Source organism: Microbacterium meiriae, from assembly GCF_040702565.1.
GTDB lineage: Bacteria > Actinomycetota > Actinomycetes > Actinomycetales > Microbacteriaceae > Microbacterium > Microbacterium meiriae.
The window spans coordinates 818,688-838,888 of the sequence record NZ_JBFBLJ010000002.1 but is presented as its reverse complement, the minus strand read 5'-3'; the positions used below and the strand labels follow the sequence as shown (position 1 = coordinate 838,888).

General features: G+C 70.5%; 18 protein-coding genes. 8 read left to right on the top strand and 10 right to left on the bottom strand.

From position 1 onward, the window contains the following. Positions 1-101: 101 nt before the first annotated feature. From AB0310_RS11470 to AB0310_RS11440, 7 genes are all read right to left on the bottom strand, one after another. Positions 102-1,817, bottom strand: a complete 1,716-nt coding sequence (locus AB0310_RS11470; RefSeq protein ID WP_366237280.1) for an ABC1 kinase family protein — start codon at positions 1,815-1,817, stop codon at positions 102-104. Positions 1,818-1,862: 45 nt separating this feature from the next. Beyond that, positions 1,863-2,486, bottom strand: a complete 624-nt coding sequence (locus AB0310_RS11465) for a PadR family transcriptional regulator (RefSeq protein ID WP_187663001.1) — start codon at positions 2,484-2,486, stop codon at positions 1,863-1,865. 71 nt (positions 2,487-2,557) lie between these two features. Then, positions 2,558-3,469 carry an ROK family protein gene (locus AB0310_RS11460; RefSeq protein ID WP_366237279.1) on the bottom strand — a complete coding sequence of 304 codons (912 nt, stop codon included), beginning with the start codon at positions 3,467-3,469 and terminating at the stop codon, positions 2,558-2,560. Then, the gene (locus AB0310_RS11455) at positions 3,466-4,149 is read right to left on the bottom strand and encodes an N-acetylmannosamine-6-phosphate 2-epimerase (protein WP_268777439.1); all 684 of its coding nucleotides are present in this window, start codon (positions 4,147-4,149) and stop codon (positions 3,466-3,468) included. The genes AB0310_RS11460 and AB0310_RS11455 overlap by 4 nt, the downstream gene beginning before the upstream one ends. Next, positions 4,146-5,012: a carbohydrate ABC transporter permease gene (locus AB0310_RS11450; RefSeq protein ID WP_268777440.1), complete on the bottom strand. Its 867-nt coding sequence runs from the start codon at positions 5,010-5,012 to the stop codon at positions 4,146-4,148. Before AB0310_RS11450 ends, AB0310_RS11455 begins: the two co-directional genes overlap by 4 nt. After that, a complete protein-coding gene (locus AB0310_RS11445; RefSeq protein ID WP_366237278.1) occupies positions 4,999-5,967 on the bottom strand; it encodes a carbohydrate ABC transporter permease in 969 nt (322 codons plus the stop codon). Before AB0310_RS11445 ends, AB0310_RS11450 begins: the two co-directional genes overlap by 14 nt. A gap of 10 nt (positions 5,968-5,977) precedes the next feature. Continuing rightward, positions 5,978-7,267 carry an ABC transporter substrate-binding protein gene (locus AB0310_RS11440; RefSeq protein WP_259951858.1) on the bottom strand — a complete coding sequence of 430 codons (1,290 nt, stop codon included), beginning with the start codon at positions 7,265-7,267 and terminating at the stop codon, positions 5,978-5,980. A 127-nt stretch (positions 7,268-7,394) separates the two neighbouring features. On the opposite strand from AB0310_RS11440, the gene AB0310_RS11435 reads away from it, so the two are divergent. From AB0310_RS11435 to AB0310_RS11425, 3 genes are all read left to right on the top strand, one after another. Further along, entirely contained in the window at positions 7,395-8,111 is a 717-nt protein-coding gene (locus AB0310_RS11435) for a GntR family transcriptional regulator (RefSeq protein WP_259951856.1), read from the top strand. Between the two features lie 50 nt (positions 8,112-8,161). After that, positions 8,162-9,664 carry a DUF4127 family protein gene (locus AB0310_RS11430; protein ID WP_366237277.1) on the top strand — a complete coding sequence of 501 codons (1,503 nt, stop codon included), beginning with the start codon at positions 8,162-8,164 and terminating at the stop codon, positions 9,662-9,664. Positions 9,665-9,793: 129 nt separating this feature from the next. After that, on the top strand, positions 9,794-11,395 hold the full coding sequence (locus tag AB0310_RS11425) for a glycosyltransferase family 2 protein (protein ID WP_366237276.1): 1,602 nt from the start codon (positions 9,794-9,796) through the stop codon (positions 11,393-11,395). 86 nt (positions 11,396-11,481) lie between these two features. On the opposite strand, the gene AB0310_RS11420 is transcribed toward AB0310_RS11425, so the two are convergent. After that, a complete protein-coding gene (locus AB0310_RS11420) occupies positions 11,482-12,825 on the bottom strand; it encodes an HNH endonuclease signature motif containing protein (protein ID WP_366237275.1) in 1,344 nt (447 codons plus the stop codon). Positions 12,826-13,091: 266 nt separating this feature from the next. Between AB0310_RS11420 and AB0310_RS11415 the strand changes: the two genes are divergently transcribed. Genes AB0310_RS11415 through AB0310_RS11395 form a run of 5 tightly spaced genes read left to right on the top strand, consistent with a single transcriptional unit; the run spans position 13,092 to position 19,033 of the window. Continuing rightward, on the top strand, positions 13,092-14,174 hold the full coding sequence (locus tag AB0310_RS11415; protein ID WP_366237274.1) for an extracellular solute-binding protein: 1,083 nt from the start codon (positions 13,092-13,094) through the stop codon (positions 14,172-14,174). A gap of 38 nt (positions 14,175-14,212) precedes the next feature. Next, positions 14,213-15,232 (top strand): ABC transporter ATP-binding protein, encoded by a 1,020-nt coding sequence (locus AB0310_RS11410; protein WP_366237273.1) that lies wholly within the window; start codon positions 14,213-14,215, stop codon positions 15,230-15,232. 1 nt (position 15,233) lies between these two features. Continuing rightward, on the top strand, positions 15,234-17,093 hold the full coding sequence (locus AB0310_RS11405; protein WP_366237272.1) for an ABC transporter permease: 1,860 nt from the start codon (positions 15,234-15,236) through the stop codon (positions 17,091-17,093). Beyond that, a complete protein-coding gene (locus tag AB0310_RS11400) occupies positions 17,090-18,112 on the top strand; it encodes a LacI family DNA-binding transcriptional regulator (RefSeq protein WP_366237271.1) in 1,023 nt (340 codons plus the stop codon). The genes AB0310_RS11405 and AB0310_RS11400 overlap by 4 nt, the downstream gene beginning before the upstream one ends. Positions 18,113-18,154: 42 nt before the next feature. Beyond that, entirely contained in the window at positions 18,155-19,033 is an 879-nt protein-coding gene (locus AB0310_RS11395; RefSeq protein ID WP_366237270.1) for a metallophosphoesterase, read from the top strand. 4 nt (positions 19,034-19,037) lie between these two features. Here the strand turns inward: AB0310_RS11395 and AB0310_RS11390 are convergent, their stop codons facing one another. After that, complete coding sequence (locus AB0310_RS11390) at positions 19,038-19,550, bottom strand: potassium-transporting ATPase subunit C (RefSeq protein WP_366237269.1); 513 nt, start codon at positions 19,548-19,550, stop codon at positions 19,038-19,040. A gap of 78 nt (positions 19,551-19,628) precedes the next feature. After that, positions 19,629-20,174 carry a hypothetical protein gene (locus AB0310_RS11385; protein WP_366237268.1) on the bottom strand — a complete coding sequence of 182 codons (546 nt, stop codon included), beginning with the start codon at positions 20,172-20,174 and terminating at the stop codon, positions 19,629-19,631. Positions 20,175-20,201: the final 27 nt, after the last annotated feature.

The window sequence follows — 20,201 nt, the reverse complement described above, 5'->3', positions numbered from 1 at the left end:
AACGCGGGAGATCAGGCGCTCCCGCACGAGAGCGCCTGATCCCGCGCGAGCGCCTGTTCTCGCGGGGCCGTCGGGCGGGTCAGCGCGGGGTCAGCGCGGGGTCAGCGGGGGCGGCGGCGACCCAGGAAGAGGGCGCCCAGCAGCGGCAGCACCGACACCCACAGCAGCGTGATGCCCAACGGTGGGAGCGGATCGACGAGCAGCGCCCCACCCACGAGCATCGCCGCGAACAGGACCCCGGAGGCGATCCGTCGCGCGATGCCCTCCAGCCGGTCGAGCCGCCGCTCCAGGCGGGAGGTGTCGAAGGACACATTGCCGTCGTCGACGCGGGTGATGATGTCGTCGATGCGCTTCGGGAGCCGCCAGGTCGAGGCCGCGTTCGCCATCGCCTGTTCCGCCATGTCCTGCATGAGGGTGCCGGACTCGTCCCGGAGCAGCCGCGCGGCATACGGCTCGGCCGCGTCCCACACGTTGAACGCCGGGTTCAGGGCGCTGCACATGCCGGAGGTGAGGGACACGGCCCGGATGAGGAGCAGCATGTCCTCGGGGAGCTGCAGCGGGAGCCGGCGCACCATGTCGCCGAACTCCTCGGCGAAGTCGGTGAACTCCCGCGGGTCCACGCGGCTCAGCTCCGCGAAGCCCATCCCCCCGAAGCGCGCGAAGAGGGCGGTCAGCGCCCGCTCCAGCTCGCCGGTGTCGGCGGTCGGCAGGAGTACGCCGATCTCCTTCGCGGCGCGGACCAGGCCCCGGCTGTCCCGCGCGGTCACCGCGATGAGCAGCGTCCGCAGTCCCTGCCGGAGGTTGTCGGAGACCTCGGCCATCATGCCGAAGTCGATGAACGTGAGCCGGAAGCCCCCCTGAGCTCTTGAGCCGCCCTGGGCCCCTGAGCTCGTCGAAGGGACGGGCGTGACGAAGATGTTGCCGGGGTGCGGGTCGGCATGCACGAACCGGTGCGTGAAGACCTGGTCGAACATGACCTCGGCGAAGGCATCCGCGACCGCGGAGGGGTCGATGCCTGCCGCTCGGAGAGCCGCGGTGTCGTTGATCTTGATCGCGGTCACGTCGGACAGCGTGAGCACCCGGCGGGTCGTACGCTCCCAGACGATCTCGGGGGCGGCCACACGCGGGTCGTCGGCGAAGTTCTCGCGGAACCGCTCGGCGCTGCGGGCCTCGTGGAGGTAGTCGATCTCCTCGAGGCTCGTCACGGCGAACTCCTCGACGAGGGCGGGGGCGTCCACCCGGTCGGCGACGATCCGGACCCGGGTCAACCACCGCGCGACCCGGCGGAGGGCGGCGAGGTCGACGGCGACGATCTCGTCGATGCCAGGGCGCTGCACCTTGACCACGACCTCGTCGAGCCCGGTGTCCTCGGCATCGAGCGACGAGAGGCGGGCGCGGTGCACCTGGCCGAGGGATGCGGCCGCAACCGGGGTGTCGTCGAACCAGGTGTACACACGCTCGAGCGGCATGCCCAGCTCGGCCTCCGCGAGCGCCCGGATCTGCGGCGTGGGCACGGCGGGAACCTCGTCCTGCAGCCCCTCCAGCTCCGCCGTGATCTCGGGCGGCAGCACGTCGAGGCGCGAGGACATGAACTGCCCGACCTTGATCATGAGGCCGCCGAGATCGACGGCGAGCGCATGGAACCGCCGCGCGAACCGCTGCATGCGGCGGGCGCGGGTACGCTCGGCGACACCACGCAGCCCGAACCGCGGAAGGACGAGCTCGAACCACCAGATCGCCACGAACTCACGGCTCGCGAACGACAGGATGCGGCGGTACCGGGCTCGGTGAGGACCCTGTGCCGCCGCTGCCGTCATCGCGTCATCCTTCCGCCGTTCCGCGCCGGACGCCGCACGACGTGGTCAGTCCTGGGCGAGGATCGTGTACAGCCTACGGCGGGCCTCGTCGAGCACCTCGATGGCCTGCTGCACCTGCTCCGGCGAGCCGCTGCGCCCGACCTGCGCGGCCGCGGCGGCGAGGTCGACCCCGGCCTTGGGCAGGGCGCTGTAGCGGGCGTCGCGGCTGCGGTCCTTGTCGGAGGACGGCACCCACGGCGGGGTCTCGGTGCTCTCCGCGGCGACGGCACGGCCGGCCTCGGTGAGAGCGTAGGTCTTGCGGCCGTTCTGCTCCTCGGCCTCGATCAGGCCCTCGTCGGCGAGGAGCTGGAGCGTCGGGTAGACGGAACCGGCGCTCGGCTTCCAGGTGCCGCCGCTGCGCTCGGCGATCTCGTTGATGATCTGGTAGCCGTGCATCGGTCGCTCGACGAGGAGCGAGAGGACGGCGGCGCGCACGTCGCCGCGGGCCATGCGGGATCCGCCGGAGGGGCGCGACTCGAACGACTTGCGCAGCTGGTCCATCGCCTCGAACAGCGCTCCGGCCGGACCCTGCGAGCCGCCGAAGAGATTGCCGAGGCCGCCGACGAAATCGCCGCTGTTGCTGCCGTTGCTGTTTCCGCCGAACGGGGTGGAGGGGAATGCGTTGTTCATGATGACCTCCCAGTCGTGAACGATACTCAACGATATATCGTTAACGCTGAACGCGGGGTGGGAATCCGGATTCAGACCGGCGCGAGCACCGCAGCCCCGGTGACGGTCGCATCGATCCCGAGCTCCGCGGGTCGCACGCGGGCTGCCGTCGGGCCCGGCATCGCCGCCGCCCGGTAGGCGCGGGCGACCTCGGCGAGATAGCGCTCCCCGATGGCCGCCACACCGCCGCCGACCGCGATGACCTCGACGTCGAGAAGCGCCTGCGCCCCGGCCAGCGCGCGACCGAGGAACCGCGCCCCCTCCGCGATCACCTCCTCGGCGACCGCGTCACCGGCGCGAGCGGCCGCGTCCACCTCCCGCAGCGTGAGCGCCGTGCCCGTGCGCTCCCGGTACGTCTGCTCCAGCCCGGGGCCGGAGGCGACGGCTTCGACGTGTCCGACTCCTCCGCAGCCGCAGCGACGCCCGGCCAGCTCCGGAGGGAGGGCCAGTTCGGTGTGCCCGACCGACCCCGCCGTGCCGGTCACGCCCGCGCGGAGACCGTCCGGGAGCACGACGGCTCCGCCGATGCCGGTGCCGACGGTGACCATCAACAGCCCGCACGCTCCCCGACCCGCCCCTGCCGCGGCCTCCGCGACCGCCGCCGCGTGCACGTCGTTCACGACCGCCACCGGCACATCGAGGGCGGGGATGAGCGCCGCGCGCAGCGGGAAGCCCGCCCAGCCGCTGATCGCATCGGTCGCCGAGGTGATGCCGCCGTCCTGATCGACGACCCCGGCGGTGCCCACACCGACCGCCGCGACTTGCTCCGCACCGCGGACCATGTCGATCGCATCGACGACCGCCCGCACGATGGCCTCGCCGCCCTCCCTGGCCGGAGTGGACAGGGTGCGCACGGCGGTGACGCGACGGCGCCCGCCGTCCGGCTCCTGCCGGAACCCGGCGACGGCGATCTTCGTGCCGCCGATGTCGACCCCGACGATCACGCCCGCTCCGTGGCGGCCGGCGTCGCGGCGACGAAGCGGCGGGTGAGGGCGATGGGATCGGTGATCGCCCCGCCCACGACGACGGCGAAGGCTCCGGCATCGAAGGCCGCTCGTACCTGCGCAGGGGTCTGGTAGCGCCCCTCGGCGATGGCCGGGATCCCCGCGGCGGCGAGCGCGGCCACGAGGTCGAGGTCCGGTTCGTCCTGGCGCGGCGAGTGCGGGGTGTAGCCGGACAGGGTCGTGCCGACGACCGCTGCCCCCGCCGCCCACGCGCGCTCGCCCTCCGCGACCGTCGACACGTCGGCCATCACCGGTCGCCCCGTCGCCGCGGCGATCTCCCCGATGAGCCGGAAGTCCGTGCCGAGCTGCTCCGTCGTGGCGTCCACCGCGATGATGTCGGCTCCAGCTTCTGCGAGTCCCGTGGCGAGCGCGAGCTCCGGGGTGATGACGTTGCGGACGCCGTTCCAGATCTTGTGGAGTCCGATGATCGGCGCGTCGGTGACCGGACGCACCCGGCGGATGTCGTCCGGCCCGTTGAGCCGCAGACCGCTCGCGCCGCCGAGGAGCGCAGACTCGGCGAGCGCACCGATGACGTGGGTGTCCCTGGCGGGGGCGCCCGTGGACGCCTGGACCGAGGCGACGAGCCGGCCGCGGAGGAGAGCGAGGGAATCGTGGGTCACTTGAGGGCTCCTGCACTGGCGCCGCCGATGAAGAACTTCTGACCGAGGAGGAAGATCGCCACGGCCGGGAGCGTGAACATCACGCACGCGGCCATGAGCGGCCCCCAGGCCACGTCGTTCTCCCCGAAGAAGGCGTACAGACCGATCGACAGCGTGTACGTCGACTGGTCGTTGAGGTAGATGAGGGGATTGAGGAAGTCGGTCCACGCCCAGACGAACTGGAAGATCGCGGCGGTCACGATGGCCGGACGCGCCAGGGGAAGGACGATCGTCGCGTAGGTGCGGAACTCCGAGGCGCCGTCGAGACGGGCGGCCTCGATGAGCTCGTCCGGTACCGCGAGGAGGAACTGCCGGATCATGAAGATGAAGAACGGCGTGCCCAGGAACGCGGGGACGATGAGCGGGAGGTAGGTGTTCGTCGCCTCCAGCCCGTTCCACACGAGGAACAGCGGGATCAGCGTGACCTGCGGCGGCAGCATCATCGTGGCGAGCACGAGGATCAGGAGCGGCCGGGCACCGCGCCACTTCACCTTCGCGAGGGCGTAGGCGACGAGCGGACACGAGATGACCGTGCCGAGGATGCTCATGCCCGAGACGAAGAGCGTGTTGGCGAGGTAGCGCCACACCGGGATCTGCGCGAACGCCTCGACGAAGTTGGCCGTGGTCCACTCGGCGGGCAGCAGGGTGGGCGGCGAGGAGAACACGTCGCCGGGCGTCTTGAACGCCGTCGACAGCATCACCAGCAACGGGAACAGGAACAGCAGCGCGAGCAGCGTCACCGCGATCTGCTGCCGGACGCGGCGGAGGGTGCGGCGGGTGCGACGGGGGCGGCGCACCGGAGCGGAGATGTCAGCGTGCGCCATCGTGGACCCACTTCCTCGAGGTCGCGAGCACGATGAGGCTCACGACGAGCGTGACGATGAACAGCGTCCACGCCATGGCGGAGGCGTAGCCCATCTTCAGGAACACGAAGGCGTTCTGGTACAGGTACATCGCGTACGAGAGCATCGACTGCCCCGGGCCCGACCCCGCCTGATTCAGGCGCTCCTGCGACAGGATGTAGGGCTGCGTGAAGATCTGCAGGAACCCGATGATGCTCACGATCACCTGGAACAGGGTGACCGGGGAGACCGTGGGCCAGGTGACGTTGGTGAAGCGGCGCCAGGCGCCTGCGCCGTCGAGCTCGGCCGCCTCGTACAGCTCCTTCGGCACCTCCTGCAGGGCGGCGAGGTAGATGATCATGGTCCCGCCCACGGTCCACAGCGACATGAGGATGATGGCGGGCTTCGTCCACTCCGGCTGCTGCAGCCAGGCCGGTCCCTCGATGCCGAACCACGAGAGGAAGTGGTTGATGAAGCCGTACTGGGCGTTCAGGAGCCAGCGCCACAGGTAGCCGCCGACGACGACCGGCACGATCGACGGGAGATACACGAGCGCGCGATACAGCGGCTGGCCCCGCACCGGGGTGTTCAGCAGGTGCGCACCGGCCAGGGCGATGCCGATCGCGAGCGGTACGCCGAACACTGTGAGCACGGCCGTGTTGGCGAGGGACTTCCAGAACACCCCGTCGGCGAACATCTGGGTGTAGTTGTCCAGTCCCACCCACTCGGGCGCCTGGAACAGGTTGAAGTCGGTGAAGCTGTAGTACGCCGACGCCGCGATCGGATAGGCGAACAGGAACAGGAAGCCGACGATGAACGGCGACGCGAAAGCCAGGCCGATCATCGTGGTCCGGCGGCTGCGGCGCCGCCGGACGGGAGCGCCGGGTCCGGCAGGAGCGTTCTCCTGCCGGACCCGGGGTGCTGTTGCCGTGGTCACGAGGACCGGCTCACTTCGAGGTGTAGGAGGCCATGCGCTCCTCGACGGTCGCGATCGCCTCCTCCGGGGTGGCGGTCAGCCGCACGACCTCGTCGAACGCGGTCGCGAGGTCCGTCGCGTACTCGGCGCTGTACGGACGGCTGGCCAGGGACTTCGCGTTCGGGGAGGACGCGGCCTCCGCCCAGACACCGAAGTCCTGCAGCTCGTCGAACGCGGCGCTGCCGGCGAGGGAGGAGCGGCCCGGGAGGTTGCCGAGGGCGACGGCGAACTTCTCCATGGGCTCGTCGCTCACGAGGTAGGCGAGGAAGGTGGCCGCCTCCTCCTTGTGCTTCGAGTTCGCGGGGATGAACAGGGTGCTCGCCGTGACCTGCGTGCTGTTCTCCAGGTCCGGCGAGGCGGCGGGGATCGCGGTCACGCCCCACTCGAAGTCGGGGGCGATCTTGGCGGCGCTGGCCGACCGCCACTCGCCGTCGATGATCATGGCGACCTGGCCGCTGAAGAACGGGTCCTGTGCGGAGAGGTACTCGCCCTGTCCGGATACGAACGTGGCCATGGCATCGGCGCCGACCGGTTCGATCACGTTGTCCTGGTACCACTGCAGGGCCTCGAGGTTCCCGTCCTCCGCGGGGGTCGGGCCGTCCTCGCCGTCCCAGCTGCCGCCGAACGCGTAGCCGAGGGTCGTGAGGGTGGTGCTGTCGTTCGCCGAGCCGAGACCGAGCTGCGTGATCTTGCCGGAGGCGTCCTTCTTGGTGAGCTTCGGGATGGCGGCGGCGAGCTCGTCCATCGTCGTCGGCGGGGTGACCCCGGCCTCCTCCAGCAGCTGCGGGTTGTAGAGGAGCTGGAAGCTGTGGATCGCGATCGGCAGCGAGTAGATCGTGCCGTCGTAGGTCATCTGCTCCATGGCGCTCGGGACGAAGTCGTCGACGTCGATGTCCTCGGCGGCGATCGCGTCGTCGAGCGGCGCGAGGATGCCCTTCGAAGCCCAGGCGCCGACGGTGTTGCCGAAGTTGTCGGAGATGTCGAAGGAGCCGTTCGACGACGACATCGACGTGAGCTGCTTCTGGGTGTCGGGGCTGGAGACGCCCTTGACGACGATGTCGTCCTGGCTGGCGTTGAAGTCGGCGATGATCGCCTCCAGCGCCTTCGCCTCCTCCCCGCCCCACAGGTACGAGAACGTGATCTCGGTGGGGCCGTCCGCGTCGCCGCCGCCGCCGGCGCAGCCGCTCAGGGCGACGATCGTCGCCGTGCCCAGCGCCCCGGCGACCAGGACGCGTCGGCGCATGTTGTGCTTCACGTGCATGGGGATTCTCCGCTCATCGTTGACCGTGCAAAGGATTGGAATAGACCAATTAAGAACCACTGAGAGGAGACATTGACACAAACCGGCGTGATCGTCAATATTGGGTTAGTCCAAACGAGGGGGAATCATGTCGGCGATCGAGGGCGTCACGAAGCACGAACGCGTGCGGCGGCATCTGGAGCAGGTCATCGACCAGGGCCTCGCACCCCACGAGAAGCTGCCCACGGAGCGCGAGCTCGCGGAGTCGCTCGAGGTGAACCGGCAGACCGTGCGTCGCGCCCTCGACGAGCTCGAACGGGACGGACTGGTGTATCGGCTGCAGGGGGCGGGCACGTTCGTGAGCGCCTCGCGGATCAGCAAGGCCTTCGAGCTGACCTCGTTCTCGGAGGACATGCTCGCCCGGAACATGCGACCGGGCTCCCTCTCCGTCGACGTCGGCACCGCGGCGGCCGGGCAGACCGCAGGGTACGCCCTGAACCTCAGCCCGCAGTCCCCCGTCGTGCGGATCCGCCGCGTCCGGACCGCCGACGACATCCCGATCTGCCTGGAGGTGTGCTCGATCGCGGCCGACGCCGTGCCGGGCCTGGAGGACGGCATCGTGGGCGACTCGCTCTACGACGACCTGCGCACCCGGTTCGGCATCACCGCCGTGCGCGCCGACCAGGAGATCCATGCGGTCGTGCTCGACGAGGAGCAGGCCGCCGCGCTGCAGACGCCGCCGTTCTCCCCCGCGTTCCTCGTGAAGCGCACAACCTATGACGCCCGCAGCCGCCCGATCGAGTACGCCGAGTCGGTGTACCGCGGCGACCGCTACTCGTACCTCGTCTCCATCGCCCGCCCCTGATCCCCGACGACTCCCGACCTGCGATCCCCTTCACCGACGAAAGGCTCCTCGTGTCCGACCCGACCCTCCGCCCGCGCATCGCGTTGCTCCCCCTCGACGATCGGCCGGTGAACGTCAAGCTCCCGGGCGACGTCGCGGCCGTCGCCGGAGTGATCCTCGACGTCCCGCCCGCCGAGATCCTCCCCTCGTACCGGACCGCGGGCGACGCCGACGCGTTGGGCGGGTGGCTGCGGGAGCGGGCGGCCGACCCCGCGACGGTGCACCTGGTCGTCTCGGTGGACATGCTCCTCTACGGCGGTCTGATCGCGAGCCGCACGAGCGACGACACCACCCGCGACGTGCTGGCGCGCCTCGACGTGCTGCGCGAGGTGCGGCGGCTGCGGCCCGACCTGCCGATCTCAGCGGTGTCGCTCGTGACCCGGGCGAGCAACTCGTACTCCGCCGCCGAGGAGCCGACCTACTGGACGGAGCACGGCAAGGAGATCCACGCACTCGGCGGCGACGCGCACCGACTGCTCGGCGAGATCGAGGTGCTGCCGCTGGACGACCTGACTCCGGTGCCCGCCGAGGTCGTCTCCGACTACTCGTCTCGACGGCTGCGCAACCACATCGTGAACCTCTCCACGCTGGGACTCCTGGAGGACGAGACCCTCGACTTCCTGGCGATCACCGCCGACGACACCGCTCCCTTCGCGGCGGGCAGCGCGGAGCAGGTGTGGCTCCGGCACTGGATGCGGATGCTGCCGTCGGGCCGGCGTGTGCTGATGTACCCGGGGGCCGACGAGGTGGGCGCCGCGCTCGTCGCCCGGGCCCTGGCGGCGAACGCCGGGGTGACCGCCTCGTTCTCGGTGGCGTGCGCGGACGCCGACGGCATGGAGCGCGTCCCGCCGTACGAGAACATGTCGCTCGCAGCGTCGGCGAGCCGGCAGATCCGCGCGGCCGGCGCCGAGGAGGTCGCCACCGGAGGCGACGTCACCCTCGTGCTGCACGCCCCCGACCCCGACCGGCACGACATGTTCCGCGGGCGGCCCGAGATCGTCGATGCGGAGGCCGTCGCGGGGACGGTCGCTCTCGTGCGGGAGCGTCTGGACGCCGGGGAGCACGTCGCCCTGGCGGATGTGCGGTACCCGAACGGCGCGGACGAGGCGCTCGTACGCGCGCTCGCCGAGGCCGGAGTGCTCGACCGCCTGGAGGCGTTCGGTGGGTGGAACACCGCCGGGAACACGCTCGGCAGCGTCGTCGCGGTGGCCGCCGCCGGCGTCGTCGGTCGGGCCTCGGGCTCCTTCGACGACCGCGCCGCGCGGATCGCCCTGCTGACCCGCCTGCTCGACGACTTCGCCTACCAGGCCGTGGTGCGCACGGATGCGGGGCCGTCCCTCTTCCCTGACATCTATCCGATGGCCGACGATGCGCAGGTGGCGACGGCCGAGCGGGTCATCCGCGCCGAGCTGACGGGCCTGCTGGAGTCGATGCTGCCCGCCGACGACGTGCGGATCGAGGAGCTGACCCTCCCCTGGCGGCGCTCGTTCGAGATCGGTCTCACCCTGCGCTGACTCCTCCGCGGCGCCGGCATACACCCGCGACCGCCGCGAGCCTGGCGCGCTCCACAGGAAGGGATGGTTGGCTGGAACCTCCGGCGGGGGAGATTCGAGCCGGGTACGACCACAGGGGGGACGGCGTCCATGAGCAGTACGACCGGGCACGAGGCGGCGGGCAGCCGAGTGCGGGTGAGTGTGGTGGTGCCGGTGTTCCGGCCGAAGGCGTCGTTCGACGACCTCATCGCCTCGCTCGACGCCCAGACGCTGGATCGGGAGGCCTTCGAGGTCCTGCTCTGCGACGACGGCTCCGGGGAGGAGACGGCCGCGCGGCTGGAGAGCATCGCGAAGGATCGCCCTCATGTACGGGTGCTGTCGCTGCCGCACTCCGGCTGGCCCGGCACTCCGCGCAACCGCGGCGTCGAAGAGGCCAGAGGGACGTACGTGCAGTTCGTCGACCAGGACGACTGGCTGTACCCGCGCGCACTCGAGCGGCTATGCGACTACGCCGATGAGCACGGGTCGGACGTCGTGGTCGGCAAGGAGGTGGGCATCGGACGGAAGCTGCCCGCCAAGATCTTCCAGCGCGACATCCCGCACGCGGTGCTCGGCGAGGACCCGATCCTGGAGATGCTGACGCCGCACAAGATGTTCCGGACGGCGTTCCTCCGCGAGCACGGCATCCGCTTCCCTGATGGCAAGGTGCGACTCGAGGACCACCTGTTCGTGATGCAGGCGTACTTCGCCGCCGACACGATCTCGGTGCTCGCCAGCGAGCCCTGCTACGCGTGGGTGAAGGAGCCCGGGAGTGCGAGCTCGTCGCGCATCGACCCCGAGTCGTACTTTCCGCACCTGGAGACCGTGCTCGATGTCGTCGAGGCGAACACGGAGCCCGGGAAGGTGCGCGACCGGCTGCTGCGGCACTGGTTCCGCGGCAAGATCCTCAACCGGATCGCCGCACGACGGATGGTGAAGTACCCGACGGAGTACCGCGACCGCCTGCTGGACGTGGTGGTGCCGCTCGCGCAGCGTCGATTCGGCCCCGGCGTGGATGCGGGGCTGTCGTTCCCGCAGCGCATCCGGGCGGCTCTGCTGCGCGCCGACCGCCGGGATGACCTGCTCGCCTTCGCCGCGTTCGAGGCGGACACGACCTGCACGGCCACCGTGACCGCGGCGCGCTGGTCGCGCGGCGGGTTGCAGCTCACCGTGCGCGTCCGTCTGCTCCGGGACGGCGAGGAAGCGTTCGTGTTCGAGACCGTCGGTTCCGGCGACCGGCTGGTCTCCCTGCCCCCGTCGGCGACCGAAGACCTTCCCTCCGGGGTGCTCAACGCCCGCAAGGAGCGTCGCGCTGACCGCGTCGACCTCGTCGCGCGGGATACGCCGACCCCCGGACAGGCGCCGGAGTCGACGGCAGGCTCGGAGCGCAAGATCGGCGGCCGACGCCCGAAGCGCCTCGACGCGGTGCCGATCGCCCTGGACCCGATGAAGGCGTTCCGTGAGGACGGCGCTCGCGACGCCGACCTCACCGTCGCCGTCCGCTACGCCGGGTGGATGTTCACCGCCCCGCTGACAGCGGCGCCCGACGTGACGGCACACCTCGGCAGGTCCCCGCTTCTCGCGGGCCGTCGGGTCGAGCTCGTACGGAACGAGGACGGCAGCCTGCGGCTGCGCCGCGAGTGGCCGGGCGGCGCCTGGCGCGACGCCCTCGCGCGTGCCGCCCGCCGCGTCCGCTCCCGACTTCGCCGCTGACAGCGCGAGCACAGCGCACCCCTCCCCTTCGGGCGCCGGCCGCCCGAGACCCCGACGCCCGGGCATCGCGAACAGCCGCCATCCACTCAGGCCGCGACATCGAAGCGTGCCCGTCCGCCCAGCCGCGGCGTGCGCTCCGGGTCGACCCACCGCGGCGGAATAAACCACGGCCGGCCGCTCACACCGGCGCCCTCGATGACGATCTCCCACCCGTTGTCGTGGATGCGGTGGTGACAGGTCTCGCAGAGCAGGATCCCGTTCGAGAGATCGGTCGGACCTCGGTCGCGCTGCCACCAGCGGAGGTGATGAGCCTTCGTCATCCCCGGCGGGAGCCCGCACATGGCGCACCCGCCATCCCGCTCGGCGAGCGCCAGGCGTTGGGCTCGTGTGAAGAGGCGCTTCTCGCGACCCCAGTCGAGCACTTCGCTCGCCCCGCCGAGGACGCAGGGGATGACGCCGCCGCTGGCAGCCATCCGCCGCGCGGCGCCGATGTCGATCACCTGGTCTAGGCCGTCGATCGTCGCCGACCCGGCTCCCGCCTGCAGATCGTCCAGCGATACCCGGACGATCACCGTCGCCCCCGCGAGCGGCACCCGATCACCCTCGCACCCGAGCACGTGCCCGCAGAAGAGGGCCAGCGCATCGGCCTGGATCATCGCGGCAGTCCGCCGATCCGCGTCCGGCGCACCGGTGTCCGGGGCGTCGAGGCGGGCGGCGAACACGGCGGACACGTGCCCCCGGATCGCAGTGACGACCGGCGCCGCGGTCTCGGCATCGAGTTGCGCGTGCAGGTGCACCATTCCGTCACGTTCGAAGATGCGCAGTCCGCGCCGAGCGCGCTGCTCCTCCGCCCGCGGCGCCACGCCCTCGGGGTCGAGCCACGCTTCGGCGCGGAGGACGAGCTTGCGCACCGCATCGAGCTCGAGACCTTCGGCTGCACCGATCAGCACACGCTCCGCCTCGGCGATGCGCTCCGCCCCGGCGGCCACACGGCAGCGATCCAGCAGCGCGACGAGGAGACCAGCCGCCGGCGCCCCGAGCGCACCCGACGCGAGCGCTTCCCGGAGGAGCGGGTACCGCGCGGGCAGCGGCGCACCGAGCAGATCGCTCCGCGGGGCCGTCGCCTCTCCCACCTTCACCAGACGCTGTGCCTCCCCCGTCGAGATACCCGTCACCGCGGCGATGAGCTTCGCCGCCGTCCGGTAGCCGCGTTGCTTCGCCAGGCTGTCGGCGCCGAGCTCGGCGCGCGACTCCCGGGCGATGCCGGCGGCCACGTCGACGTGCAGTGCATCGAGCCGGCGCTGCAGGAGTCCGATCGCGTTGGCGACGTCGACGAGTTGCGCGCGGGAGAGCTCCGGGGCATCGCCCGCAGACCCCCACGCCTCGTCGAGGCGATCCATCGCCTCGCGCAACCCGGACATTTTCGACATGCTTCATTTTATCTCCGGAGCGCCCGACGTTCGAAGCTTTGTTCTAATGAATGCCGGCATTTCGCCCCGGCCGACAGGGCACCTCGCCCCAGGTCCGACGCAGGGCCCCCACCCGTTCACCTCATCGCATCCTCATGTTCACGCCGCGCGCCTATCTTGAGTGCGGACGCGCGACCGCGCTCACGAAACCAGACAATCTTTGTGCCTTCACCACAAGAACCGGTAGTGTCGCATCGACACACCTCGAAGGCGAGAAAGGGACGAACATGGCCGACAGGCAGCAGAGGCGCTGGGCGCTCATCGGATTGACGGCCGCGGCGGCGATCGCGCTTACCGGATGCACGGCGGGCGGCGACGGAGACGCGGGCGACGGCGGCGGCAGCGACGGCGGCTCCGGCGACACCCTCATCGTCTACACGAACTCGAACAGCGACGGCCGCGGTGAGTGGATCACCGAGAAGGCGGCGGACGCGGGCATCGACATCGAGATCGTGGGCCTCGGCGGCGCCGACCTGACGAACCGCATCATCGCGGAGAAGAACAACCCGGTCGGCGACGTGGTCTTCGGCCTGAACAACATGTTCTTCGAGCAGCTCAAGACCGAGGAAGCCATCACGGCCTACGAGCCGAGCTGGAGCGGCGAGGTCCCCGCGGACGCCGGCGACCCGAAGGACGGCGCGTTCTGGCCGCTCGTGGAGCAGGCGATCGTCACGGTCTACGACGAGAACCGCATCAGCGACGCCCCCACCGACCCCGACGACCTGTACACCGACGAGGAGTACGCCGGCCGCTACGAGGTCAACCCCGCGCTCGGCCAGGCCACCCCGCAGCTCGTGCTCGCCAGCATGCTCACCCGTCACCTCGACGAGGACGGCGACCTCGGCGTGAGCGACGAGGGCTGGGACCTGGTGAAGTCGTACTATGCCAACGGCTCCCCCGCTGTGGAGGGCACCGACCTCTACGCCCGCATCACCCGCGACGAGGTGGACTACGGCGTGCTGCCGTCGAGCGGCATCTCCGCCCGCGACGAGGAGTACGGCACCAGCACGGGCATGATCGTTCCCGAGTACGGCGTCCCCTATGTGACCGAGCAGATCGCTCAGATCAACGGCACGGACAACGAGGAGAAGGCGCAGGAGTTCATCGACTGGTTCGGCAGCGCCGAGGTGCAGGGCGAGTTCGCCGCGGAGTTCAACGCCATGCCGGTGAACGAGGGCGCGGTCGAGAAGGCCAACCCCGAGGTCGTCGAGCTCATGGGCACGCTCGACCGTCAGGACATCGACTTCGGCTTCGTGAGCGAGAACCTCGGCGCCTGGGTCGAGAAGGTCACGCTCGAGTACATCGGCTGAGCCGAGCCGTCCCGCCGCTCCGGCAGAGAGAGAAGACGATGATCCGTTTCGACGACGTCGAGGTCGTGTTCGGCGACCACCGTGCGGTCTCGCACCTCGATCTGGAGATCCAGGAGGGTGAGTTCTTCACCCTCCTGGGTCCGTCCGGATGCGGCAAGACCACCGCCCTGCGCACGCTCGCGGGGTTCATCGAGCCCACCGGTGGCCGCATCCACATCGCCGGTCGCGACGTGACCCGGGTGCTGAGCGAGAAGCGCGGCGTGGGCATGGTGTTCCAGAACTACGCCCTGTTCCCGAGCATGAATGTGCGGGAGAACATTGCGTTCGGCCTCTCGGTGCAGAAGGTGTCGAAGGCCGAGCAGCGGCGGCGCGTGGACGAGGTCGCCGACCGCACCGGGCTCGCCGCGTCGCAGCTCGAGAAGAACGTGGCGGAACTGTCCGGCGGCCAGCAGCAGCGCGTCGCCATCGCCCGGGCGCTCGCGCTCACCCCCAGCATCCTGCTGCTCGACGAGCCGCTGTCGAACCTCGACGCCAAGCTCCGCGTGCAGCTGCGCGAACAGCTCAAGGAGCTGCAGCACGAGGTCGGCGTGACCACCGTGTACGTCACGCATGATCAGGAGGAGGCGCTCACTCTCAGCGACCGGATCGCCGTGCTCGACGCCGGGACGCTGCAGCAGGTGGGCACGCCGGAGGAGATCTACGACCGCAGCGCGACGCCGTTCGTCTGCCGGTTCATCGGCGAGAACAACCGCCTCACGCCCGCGCAGCTCATCGCGATCGGCGCTGGCCTCGATGCTACGGCCGAGAGCTACGTGCGGCCGGAGAAGCTGCACCTGGCGTCGCCGTCCGAGGCCACCGCCGGCGGCACGGCGTCGCTCGACGGCACCGTCGCCGAGCGCACGTACCACGGCAGCCACAGCGTCTATACGGTGTCGGCTGCCGACGCGACGCTCCGGGTGAGCGTGCCGGCCGCGGCGAGCGCGGACCGCTGGGACGTCGGCGATGCCGTGCGCATCGACGTCGACCCGCGGTGGATCCTGCAGTACCCGGCGGCGTGACATGAGCGACCCGCAGAACGACTCCCGCCCGGTGCCGCCGCCGTCCGCGGCGATGACCGACACCCCCGGCGCGCTGACGACCGAGGCGGCCGAGGCGGGCACCGCGACGAAGCCCCGCCTCCGCCGCGGACGGCCGGGCAGCGTGCGCGCGATGCTCCGCTCGCCGCTCGCCTGGGTGACCGGCATTGTCGTGATCTGGTTCGCCGCCGCCTTCCTCGTGCTGCCGAACGCCGAGCTGCTCGCCGCGACCTTCTTCCCGGACGGGCAGTTCAGCATCCGCGCCGTCGAGAAGCTGCTCGGCAGCGAGCGCGCGCTGAAGACGCTCGGCAACAGCTTCCTCCTCGCGATCACGCTGTCGGTCACGGTGAACGTCGTCGGGGTGTTCATCGTGCTGGTGACGCAGTACTTCCAGGTGCGCGGCGCGAAACTCCTCTGGCTCGGCTACGCCACCACCCTGATCTACGGCGGCATCGTGCTCGCGGCCGGCTACAACTTCATCTACGGCAAGTTCGGCTTCATCACGAATCTGATGGTGAACATCTGGCCGGACATGAACCGGGACTGGTTCTCCGGCTACTTCGCGGTCGTGTTCGTGATGACGTTCGCGACGACGACGAACCACATGCTGTTCCTGTCCTCGTCGCTCGGCAAGGTGGACTACGCGTCGATCGAGGCCGCGAAGCTCATGGGTGCCTCGACATGGACGATCCTGCGCCGCATCGTGCTGCCGGTCATGAAGCCGATGCTCTTCGCCGTCACGGTGCTGACGTTCCTCATCGGCCTCGGGGCCCTGACCGCGCCGCTCGTGCTCGGCGGGCCGGACTTCCAGACCGTCGCGCCCCTCATCATCGACCTGTCGCGGAGTCCGATCACCCGTGACATCGCGGCGCTGCTGGCGATCGTGCTCGGTGTCGCGACGATCATCCTGCTCGCGATCATGAACCGCGCCGAGAAGTCGGGGGTGTACTTCTCGGTGGCGAAGGTGGCGACGCCGATCCAGAAGCAGCGGATCCGCAACCCGTTCGCGAATGCCGTCGTGCACGTGGTCGCCTACCTGCTCTGGGTGATGTACCTCATCCCGGTCGTGCTCATCGTGATCTTCTCGTTCGTGGACGCGCGGAGCATCCTCGCCGGATCCATCACGCTCGACAGCTTCACGCTCGACAACTACATCACCGTGTTCTCCAGCGCGGCGGCCCTCCGGCCGTTCATCGTGAGCGTCGTCTACAGCGCCCTCGCCGCGGTCATCGTCGTGGGCGGCCTGCTCTTCGTGGCGCGGATGATGCAGAAGCACCGCAACCTGCTGACCACGGCCATCGAGTACGTGCTGCACATCCCGTGGATCCTGCCGATCGTGCTGATCGCACTGGCCTTCGTGATGGCGTTCGACGCCCCGCAGCCGCTCGTCGGCAACATCGTGCTCACGGGGACGCCGGTGCTGCTGCTCGTCGCGTACATCTGCGTGAAGATCCCGTTCACGCTGCGGCTGCTCAAGGCCGGGTTCGCGTCCGTGCCGGACTCCCTGGAAGACGCCTCGCGCATCCTCGGAGCCCGCTCGCTGACCACGTTCCGGCGCGTGCTCATCCCGCTCGTGCTGCCGACCGCGGCCGCGATCACGGCGCTGAACTTCAACAGCCTGCTCGACGATTACGACGCCGCGATCTTCCTCTACCACCCGCTGTACAAGCCGCTCGGGGTCGCGATCCAGGAGAGCACGCGCGGGGAGAACAACCTCGACGCGATGCCCATCACGTTCGTCTACACCGTGCTGCTCATGATCATCATGGGTGTCACCATGTATCTCGTGTATGGACGAGGTTCGCGCGCCGGAGCGCCCCGCCGACGGAAGCAGCGCGCATGAGCGGGACGGAGGCCGGGACGCCCGCCCTGCGGGTCACGATCAGCGACGTCGCCGCGGCGGCCGGGGTGTCCCGCGCGACGGCGACCAGGGCACTGAAGGGCGAGGGGCGGTTCGCGCCGGAGACGCAGGAGCGCATCCTGGAAGCGGCCGAGCGGCTCGGGTACGTGCGCAACACGATGGCCGCCGAGCTCGCCGCCGGACGCACCGGCACCGTCGGCCTCATGCTGCGCGACGCGAGCAACCCCGCGTACGGTCTGCTCTTCTCCCGGTTGCAGGAGGAGGCGCATCAGCGCGGCCTCGACCTCGTGACCGTCACGATCGGCGCCGACGAGCAGGGCGCCAAGCAGGTGAATGCGCTGCACCGGCTGCTCGGCATGCGGGTCGCGGGACTCATCGTCGCCACCGGCGGCATCTCCGCGGCGCAGCTCGAGCCGTTCGCCGACCAGGTGCCGATCCTGCGTGCCGGGCGCGTGGAGTCGGCGGGCCGCATCCACACCGCCCACTACGACGACGAGGGGCACGGACGTCTGCTCGCGGAGCACATCGTGGCGCTCGGCCACCGGACCGTCGTCGTGCTCGCCGGAAGCCCCGAGGCCTCGTACCCCGAGCACCTCCGCGCGCTCGCGATGCAGGAAGTGCTGACGGGGGCCGGCGTCGCCGTGACGATGATCTCGGCCGGCGCGCGTCCCGAGGACGGCGTCGACGAAGCCCTCGCCGCCGTGCGAGCCGGGGCGACTGCCGTCATGTGCGCCTCGGACTACCGGCAGCTCGCCGTCATGCGCGCCGCCCGCGCGGCCGAGCTCCGCGTGCCGGAGGACGTGAGCGTGACCGGGTGCGACGGCATCCTGCCCGGCGCCGATCTGCTCGGGCTCACCACGCTGCGGATCCCCGTGGAGGCGGTGGCGTCGGCCGCCGTCGAGACCATGCAGCAGCTGCTCACCGCGGACGAGCCGGAGACGCTCGTGCGCCGCTCGTTCACGGGAGCACTCGTCCCCGGCTCCACGGCCGCCGCCGTCTGACATCTGCCCCGACCTGCCTCCGTCCGCCGACCAGGAAGAGACATGATCCTCACCGAACACCCTCGCCCGTCGCACACCTTCGTGCACATCTCCGACACGCACCTGCCCGGTGAACGGTCGCCGCTGTACGGCAGCGGGGCCGACGCCGACGCGAACCTGGCGGAGATGCTCGACCGGCTCGTCGCCTCGGGACTCCGTCCCGACGCGCTGCTGTTCACGGGAGACCTGACGGACCGGGGCGATGCCGCCGCGTACGGGCGCCTGCGCGAGTTCGTGACGCCCGCTGCCGCGGCGCTCGGGTGCGAGGTCGTGTGGGCGGCCGGCAACCATGACGACCGCCGTGCCATGCGATCGGAGCTCGGACTCGCGGGGGCGGGTGACGAGCCGATCGTCGAGGTGCGGTGGTTCGGGGGGATGCGCGTCATCGTCGTCGATTCGACGGTGCCCGGCGCGCATTGGGGGGAGGTGCCGTCGTCGCAGCTGGATCGGCTGGAGGGAGAGCTGTCGACGGCGGCACCGCAGGGCACGCTGCTGCTCATCCACCATCCGCCCCTGCCGACGGTGCTCGACCTCGCCGTGACGGTCGAGTTGCGGGATCAGGACGCGCTGGCCGCGGTGCTGCGGGGGTCGGACGTGCGGGGCATCCTGTCCGGGCACGTGCACCATCCGTCCTTCGGCACGTTCGCCGGGATCCCCGTCGCCGTCGCCTCGTCGAGCGCGTACGGTCAGGACCTCGCGCAGCCCGTGGGTGCCACCCGCGGACAGGACGCCGCGCAGGGCTACAACCTCGTGCACGTGTACGCCGACACCATCGTGCACTCCGCCGTCTCGCTCGAGCGCGGGGCGGACGTCGGAGAGCCGGTCGCCGCCGACGAGGCCGGGCGACGGATCGCCGGCGTCGGGATCGACTGGCGGGACTAAACCGTCACGAGGCGGTCATCGGCGTCACCTCGACGTCGATCGAGCCGAACGGGAACGGGCTGACGACGCTCCAGGAGTCGCCGGTGAACTGCTCGATCGGGATCAGCGCGAACCACACGTGCGAAACGACGATCGCGACCACCACGAGCAGCCCGACTCCTCGCAGGGTCCACTCCAGGGTGCGAAGCGCCGCGCGCTCGTCGGTCGCCTTCATCACGCGACCGAGCGCGAGCAGCACGATGACGGCGATGCCGACGTAGACGAGGGGGCTCGGCGCGAGCGTCAGCTGGATGCACTGCGGCGCCTCGCCCACCGGCTGGCCCGCGGAATCGATGAATCCGCCGTTCGCGTCGACGCCGCCAGGGTAGATGCCCTTGCTGGCGGTCATGAACACGGGGTAGAGGAACGCGGCGATCAGCGACCAGAGGAGGACGCGGCGGATCGCGGCGATGACCACGGCGCCGGGGAGCGCGGCGGATGCCGTGTCCGGGGACGTGGAGGGGGCGAGCGACGACATGCGAGGGCTCCTTCGGGGCGGTCGAGTTCATCCTGGCGGATGTATGGGGCGGGTGGAAGGGGCGCGGGGTGACGACGCCTACGGCGTGAGCACTCTCGTCTTCGACTCGTCGTAGAGATAGTTCTTATCTGATTCGATCTCGACCAGGGCGCCTCGCGTATCGCGGAACCACCACGCTCCCGCCGAGTCGCAGAACGTGAACTCCACATACGGCGCGAGCTTCCGCGCGGGGCCCTTGGCCCAGGTGAGCCAGCGCTCGAGCCCCCGCTCGGTGAGCCGGACCTCCATCGGATTCCGCCCGCTCGGCGGAACCACTCGCGTCTTCGCCGCGTAGGAGCAGACGCTGCCGAGCTGTATGCCGAGCGTCACCTCGTACACCGGCGCGGAACCGAGATTCTGGACCCGGAGCTCGACGTAGCTCTCGCCGTCCTCCCCCTGCTGGATCACGGTCCACGCGGAGACCATTTCGGCCTGCTGACGTCTCATCGCCGCTGACGCGCGATCCTCGCGGGCACGCTCGAGCCTGTACGCGCGCCAAGCGGCCCATCCCGCGAAGAACGCGGCCACTGCCGCGAGCACCGTCATCATCGCCGCGAACGAGTCCGGATTCCAACCCCACTGCATGCTGAACGCTCCTCCGATTACGTAGCC

Bases quoted from the DNA above. Each gene is read 5' to 3' on its own strand.
- AB0310_RS11390 (WP_366237269.1), bottom strand. From the start codon at position 19,550: ATGTCGTCGCTCGCCCCCTCCACGTCCCCGGACACGGCATCCGCCGCG.
- AB0310_RS11470 (WP_366237280.1), bottom strand. From the start codon at position 1,817: ATGACGGCAGCGGCGGCACAGGGTCCTCACCGAGCCCGGTACCGCCGC.
- AB0310_RS11420 (WP_366237275.1), bottom strand. From the start codon at position 12,825: ATGTCGAAAATGTCCGGGTTGCGCGAGGCGATGGATCGCCTCGACGAG.
- AB0310_RS11450 (WP_268777440.1), bottom strand. From the start codon at position 5,012: ATGGCGCACGCTGACATCTCCGCTCCGGTGCGCCGCCCCCGTCGCACC.
- AB0310_RS11415 (WP_366237274.1), top strand. From the start codon at position 13,092: ATGGCCGACAGGCAGCAGAGGCGCTGGGCGCTCATCGGATTGACGGCC.
- AB0310_RS11400 (WP_366237271.1), top strand. From the start codon at position 17,090: ATGAGCGGGACGGAGGCCGGGACGCCCGCCCTGCGGGTCACGATCAGC.
- AB0310_RS11465 (WP_187663001.1), bottom strand. From the start codon at position 2,486: ATGAACAACGCATTCCCCTCCACCCCGTTCGGCGGAAACAGCAACGGC.
- AB0310_RS11410 (WP_366237273.1), top strand. From the start codon at position 14,213: ATGATCCGTTTCGACGACGTCGAGGTCGTGTTCGGCGACCACCGTGCG.
- AB0310_RS11405 (WP_366237272.1), top strand. From the start codon at position 15,234: ATGAGCGACCCGCAGAACGACTCCCGCCCGGTGCCGCCGCCGTCCGCG.
- AB0310_RS11425 (WP_366237276.1), top strand. From the start codon at position 9,794: ATGAGCAGTACGACCGGGCACGAGGCGGCGGGCAGCCGAGTGCGGGTG.
- AB0310_RS11395 (WP_366237270.1), top strand. From the start codon at position 18,155: ATGATCCTCACCGAACACCCTCGCCCGTCGCACACCTTCGTGCACATC.
- AB0310_RS11440 (WP_259951858.1), bottom strand. From the start codon at position 7,267: ATGCACGTGAAGCACAACATGCGCCGACGCGTCCTGGTCGCCGGGGCG.
- AB0310_RS11435 (WP_259951856.1), top strand. From the start codon at position 7,395: ATGTCGGCGATCGAGGGCGTCACGAAGCACGAACGCGTGCGGCGGCAT.
- AB0310_RS11385 (WP_366237268.1), bottom strand. From the start codon at position 20,174: ATGCAGTGGGGTTGGAATCCGGACTCGTTCGCGGCGATGATGACGGTG.